Source organism: Mesorhizobium sp. M7A.F.Ca.AU.002.02.1.1, assembly GCF_003998535.1.
GTDB classification, from domain to species: domain Bacteria; phylum Pseudomonadota; class Alphaproteobacteria; order Rhizobiales; family Rhizobiaceae; genus Mesorhizobium; species Mesorhizobium ciceri.
Window position 1 is genome coordinate 1 of the sequence record NZ_RZPB01000447.1, and the last position, 5,111, is coordinate 5,111.

General features: G+C 62.1%; 5 protein-coding genes. 3 read left to right on the plus strand and 2 right to left on the minus strand.

Annotation, left to right across the window (positions count from 1 at the left end):
• From EN879_RS23660 to EN879_RS23670, 3 genes are all read left to right on the plus strand, one after another.
• Positions 1-333, plus strand: a 333-nt coding sequence (locus tag EN879_RS23660) for a hypothetical protein (protein WP_245493856.1), incomplete at its 5' end; no start/stop codon positions are given.
• A gap of 39 nt (positions 334-372) precedes the next feature.
• Complete coding sequence (locus EN879_RS23665; RefSeq protein WP_024505729.1) at positions 373-747, plus strand: hypothetical protein; 375 nt, start codon at positions 373-375, stop codon at positions 745-747.
• A gap of 163 nt (positions 748-910) precedes the next feature.
• Positions 911-2,893, plus strand: coding sequence for an acetyl/propionyl/methylcrotonyl-CoA carboxylase subunit alpha (locus EN879_RS23670; RefSeq protein ID WP_013532612.1), 1,983 nt, complete (start codon positions 911-913; stop codon positions 2,891-2,893).
• A 91-nt stretch (positions 2,894-2,984) separates the two neighbouring features.
• On the opposite strand, the gene EN879_RS23675 is transcribed toward EN879_RS23670, so the two are convergent.
• Positions 2,985-4,106 (minus strand): ABC transporter substrate-binding protein, encoded by a 1,122-nt coding sequence (locus EN879_RS23675; protein ID WP_013532613.1) that lies wholly within the window; start codon positions 4,104-4,106, stop codon positions 2,985-2,987.
• A gap of 392 nt (positions 4,107-4,498) precedes the next feature.
• Positions 4,499-4,765 carry a sel1 repeat family protein gene (locus EN879_RS23680; protein ID WP_013532614.1) on the minus strand — a complete coding sequence of 89 codons (267 nt, stop codon included), beginning with the start codon at positions 4,763-4,765 and terminating at the stop codon, positions 4,499-4,501.
• Positions 4,766-5,111: the final 346 nt, after the last annotated feature.

A 5,111-nucleotide genomic window follows, 5' to 3' on the forward strand; every position in this document is an offset into this window, starting at 1 on the left:
GTCGCAGGCTTGCTGATGGTGGCGGCCTCCACCGCTGCCATGGCCGGATCGCTGGCAGGCAGCAAGGGCGACGTGCGCTACCCGGTGACCATTCCTATAGGAACCACCGGGGGCTGCGGGAAGGCCTATGCAGCGTATCTCGCAGCCGCAGGCCATTCGGCTTTCGCGGCGACGCCAATCGTTCCGGCGACCGAGTACTTCGTTTGCGGCGTGAAGCTGAATGCATCGTCACAAAAGGCGGCGGCGGAACTGGCACTGAAATCCTGTCAGGCCAGCAAAAGCAAATACAAGGTTACCGTCGCCGGCGCCTGCAGCATCGCCGCGTCCAAATAGACCGGAAAGCGCCCGGTTTTTCTCCTTGGGGAAGACAAAATGAAATCCACGAATTCCAAGCGAACAGCCATGGCGATATTGGCTGTATTGCTGGTGTTCGCAGCATCCGGAGCGGGCATGGCCGGCTCACTGGCGGGAAGCGAGGGAGACAAGCGTTTCCCGCCGTACCTGCCGCGAAATCCCAAGGATCCCTGCACCAAGGCCTACAAGGCCTATGTCGCGGCCGGTGGCCATTCAGCGTACGCAACCACTCCCTACGCACGGATAATGTCGTCGTACATAGTTTGCGGCGGCCACCTCAACGCACCATCTCAAAAGACGGCCGAAGAGTTGGCGATGAAATCCTGTCAGTCCACCCGCGGCCACTACAAAGTCACGACCGGCGGCAGTTGCGAGATCGCGGCCTCGAAGTAGGTACAGCCGACCGCAAGGTAGAGCACTTCCCTGGTAAGGGAGAGGTTTACTCCGAGGGCTTAAAAGGCTCGCGAGACAGCACCCCCCTCTGTCCTGCCGGTCAGAGGGGGGTGTTCAAGCGCCATGCTTCCCATGGACTTCGAACCTTACATGCGGAGGCTCCATGTTCGCCAAGATCCTGATCGCCAACCGCGGCGAGATCGCTTGCCGTGTCATCCGTACGGCTCGGAAGCTGGGCGTGCGTACCGTCGCCATCTATTCGGATGCCGACGCAAAATCCCTGCATGTCGAGATGGCCGACGAGGCGGTGCATATCGGCGCCTCGCCCGTCGGCGAAAGCTATCTGCGCGGCGACAAGATCATCGCGGCGGCCCTGGCAACGGGTGCGCAAGCCATTCATCCCGGCTACGGCTTCCTGTCGGAAAATCCCGATTTCGTCGACCAGGTGACAGCGGCGGGGCTTATTTTCATCGGCCCATCCGCGGCCTCTATCCGTGCCATGGGGCTGAAGGACGCCGCCAAGCGGCTGATGGAAAAGGCCGGCGTGCCGGTCGTGCCGGGCTATCATGGCGAGGCGCAGGAGATCGTGCTGCTTGCCTCCAAGGCGCGCGAGATCGGCTATCCAGTGCTGATCAAGGCGCGCGCCGGCGGCGGCGGCAAGGGCATGCGCCGGGTCGAGCATCCCGATGAGTTTTCCGAGGCGTTGTCCAGCGCACGGCGCGAGGCGAAAGCCGCGTTCGGCGACGACCGTGTGCTGGTCGAAAAATATGTCGACAAGCCGCGCCATGTCGAAGTGCAGGTCTTCGGCGACAATTTGGGCAATGTCGTGCATCTCTACGAGCGCGATTGCTCGGCGCAGCGCCGCCACCAGAAGGTGATCGAGGAATCGCCGGCGCCCGGCATGACGCCCGCTTTGCGCAAGGCGATGACGGAGGCGGCAGTGAAGGCCGCCAAGGCGATCAATTATTCAGGCGCCGGCACCATCGAGTTCATCGTCGATGCCTCGCAGGGCCTGAAGGCCGACCGCTTCTGGTTCATGGAGATGAACACCCGTCTGCAGGTCGAGCACCCGGTCACCGAAATGGTCACCGGCACCGACCTGGTCGAGTGGCAGTTGCGGGTCGCGTCAGGCGAAAAGCTGCCCAAGACGCAAAGCGAGATCGCGCTCGTCGGCCATGCCTTCGAGGCGCGCATCTATGCCGAGGACGCGGCAAAAGGGTTCCTGCCGGCGACCGGTACGCTGCATCATCTGAAATTTCCGGATGCGGCCCCGCAAGGCGCCACGATTCGCATCGAGACTGGCGTGCGAGCGGGTGACGCCATCTCGCCCTATTACGACCCGATGATTGCCAAGCTGGTCGTCCACGCAACGGACAGGCAGGCGGCTCTGGAGGCGCTTGGCGCGGCGCTATCCCGGACCGAGATCGCCGGCTCGACCGTCAACACCGCCTTTCTTGCCGCTCTCGCCGCCGATCCGGATTTCGCCGCAGGCGATGTTGACACCAGCCTGATCGCCAGGCACCAGACGGCGCTGACCGAGGTCGCGCCGCCGACCGGCGAAACCATCGCTGCCGCGGCCGTTGCGGCCTCCGGCGCCGGAGCATCGCCGTCACCCAACGATCCGTGGTCGTCGCTTGCCGGTTATGCGCATTTCCACAGCGTGGCGCGACGCACACGTTTGAAGTTTGGCGAAGACGAAATCGTGGCGAAAGTTTCGGTGCGGCATGACGGGCGGTTCCAGGTGACGCTGGACAAGCCCTATGACGACACCAATTCGCATGATTTTCGCTCAACACCACGCCTCGCCCGCTGGCCAGGCCACATCACCCTGTTCGAAGGCGCCGTCGGCTACACCTTTACGGTGCCGGACCCGCTCGCACGAGCCGACGAGGCAGCGGCGGGTTCAGGCAGCCTGCGCGCGCCGATGCCGGGACTGGTCAAGCTGGTGCGCGTGGGAAAGGGCGATGCCGTGATCAAGGGTCAACCGCTGCTGATCCTGGAGGCGATGAAGATGGAACACACCATCGCCGCGCCGCATGACGGCGTGATCGCCGAGATCGCCACCGAGGGCGTGCAGGTGACCGACGGGACGGTGCTGGTACGGTTCGTCGAGGAACAAGCCGCTTCGGCCGCTGTAGCCAGCTGACGGTTCGAAAGGCAGACTACAGGGCAAACAAGAAAATGGCCGGGGACGACCCCGGCCATTTCCCTATGCTATTCAGTCGCCGGGCCGGCGATTACTGCGCGATCGGCGCATATTTTCCGTCATGCCACTGGTTGATGTCGTAGCTGGCATTCTTGAGATCGCCCTTCTCGTCGAAGGTGACATTACCGACGACGGTGCTGATCGGCGTGCCGTTCTTCAGCGCCTCGGCAACCTTGGCCGGATCGTCGCTGCCGGCACGCTTGATGCCTTCGGCGAATGCCTGGATGGTGGCGTATGAGAACAGCGTGAAGCCCTCCGGCACGAAACCGCCGGCCTTGATCTTCTCGACGGCTGCCTTGGCTTCCGGCTTTGCCTGCGGATCCGACGGGAAGACGAACATGGTGCCCTCGCCGGCCGGGCCAGCGACCTGCCAGAATTCCGGCGAGGCGATGGAGTCCGGCATGATCAGCTGGAACTTCAGGTTCTGTTCCGCCGACTGACGCAGGATCAGGCCAGCTTCAGGATGGTAGCCGCCGAAATAGACGACGTCGGCTTTCAAGTCCTTGAGCTTGGTAACGAGAGCCGAATAGTCCTTCTCGCCAGCGTTGATGCCGTCATAGTAGACCTCCTTGAGGCCGCCGGCATTCATCGTTGCCCTGACGGCGTCAGCCACGCCCTGTCCGTAGGCGCTCTTGTCGTGCAGGACGACGACATTCTTGCCGGCGAACTTCTTGGCGATCCATGGGCCGATGAAGGCGCCCTGCGCATCGTCACGCGTATAAAGGCGCATGATCGTCGGCCAGCCGGCCTTGGCGGCCGCGTCGGTCAGCACCGGGTTGGAAGAAGCCGGGCTCATCATCAGCGCGCCGGCTTCGGCATAGACGGCCGAGGCCGGAATGCTCGAACCCGAGCAGGCATGGCCGTCGATGAACTTGACGCCATCGGCGACGACGCGGTTGGCAACCGACACCGCCTGCTTGGGATCGCACTGGTCGTCTTCGATATCAAGCTTGATCATCGACCCGTTGACGCCGCCAGCGGCGTTGATCGCATCGGCAGCGGCCTGTGCGCCCTGCTTGAACTGATCGCCGATGGTGGCGAGCTGTCCGGTCATCGGGCCGATCACCGCAAAGGTGATATCGTCGGCGAATGCGACCGGCGTGCTCATCATCAGGCCGAATATGGCCGCGTTCAAAATACTCAATTTTTTCATGATGGTAGAACTCCTCCACTCACGCGCGGCCGCCCCGGCCACGCTTCTTCCAGAGAGGCGGGACAATTTCATCCTTCATTCGGCCTGTCTAGGCGCATTGGCGCCGCTCGATTGGGCCTGCAAGACGTCATCCACGCAAAAACCCACGCCAGCCTTGTTCCGGCTGGTCGTGGCTTTTTTGCCCGTCGAGCAATCTCCAGGCGCCCCGCCCCTAAAAATCCCGCTCAGCTTCCCTGTGTCGCGCACGACTGGGCCTTGCGGCCTGCCGCGTTCTTTCTCTTGCCCTCGTGACCGTCTTGCGCGGCCTTCAATTTCGCCGGGTCCGGCCGTCTGTGCGGCCTTGATCCCGGAGCTTCCCTGTCTTCGATAGGCCTGTCTGCGATTGGCAGATTTCAGTGCATGGTCATCCATTCGCGGGCTTCGCGAAGCGCCGTGGCGATCTCGACCTTCGACATGGCCGCCGACAGTTCCGAGCGCAGTTCCGCGGCGCGGGCCGAGCCCTTGATGGCGGCGATGTTGAACCATTTGTGGGCGGCAACGACATCGGTCTCGCAATCGCGGCCGGTCGCATACATCATGCCCAGTTCGAAAAGGATGTCGGCCTGGGCAGTTGCCCCCATGGCGCCGAAACCTGCTTCAAGCATTTCAAAACGTGCCATTTCAATCCCCTGTTTCCGGCCCCTGTCAGGCTCCCGAGAGCTGCCTTCTTTCGTCCTTGGCGGCTGCTCTTCCGATGCTTTCGAGAATGCCGTGCAGGCTTGAATCCGTCGTTAAATGGCGTGCTTAATTTGAGGAAAACAAAGCTAAAACAAGAGGTAAACGCGGAAATTCGTTAAGGATACAAAGCCAGCAATTCAGCCTGCTTGCGTCAAATTTGACGAAAATTTCCCGATGCCAATTCAAGACTTCGCTAACCACAGGAGACAAAGGCGATGCGCCGATCGTTTCATTTCCTTGGCCAGGAGGCGCATTCGGGGCCCTTCAAAATCCGAAAGTCTTCCGTTG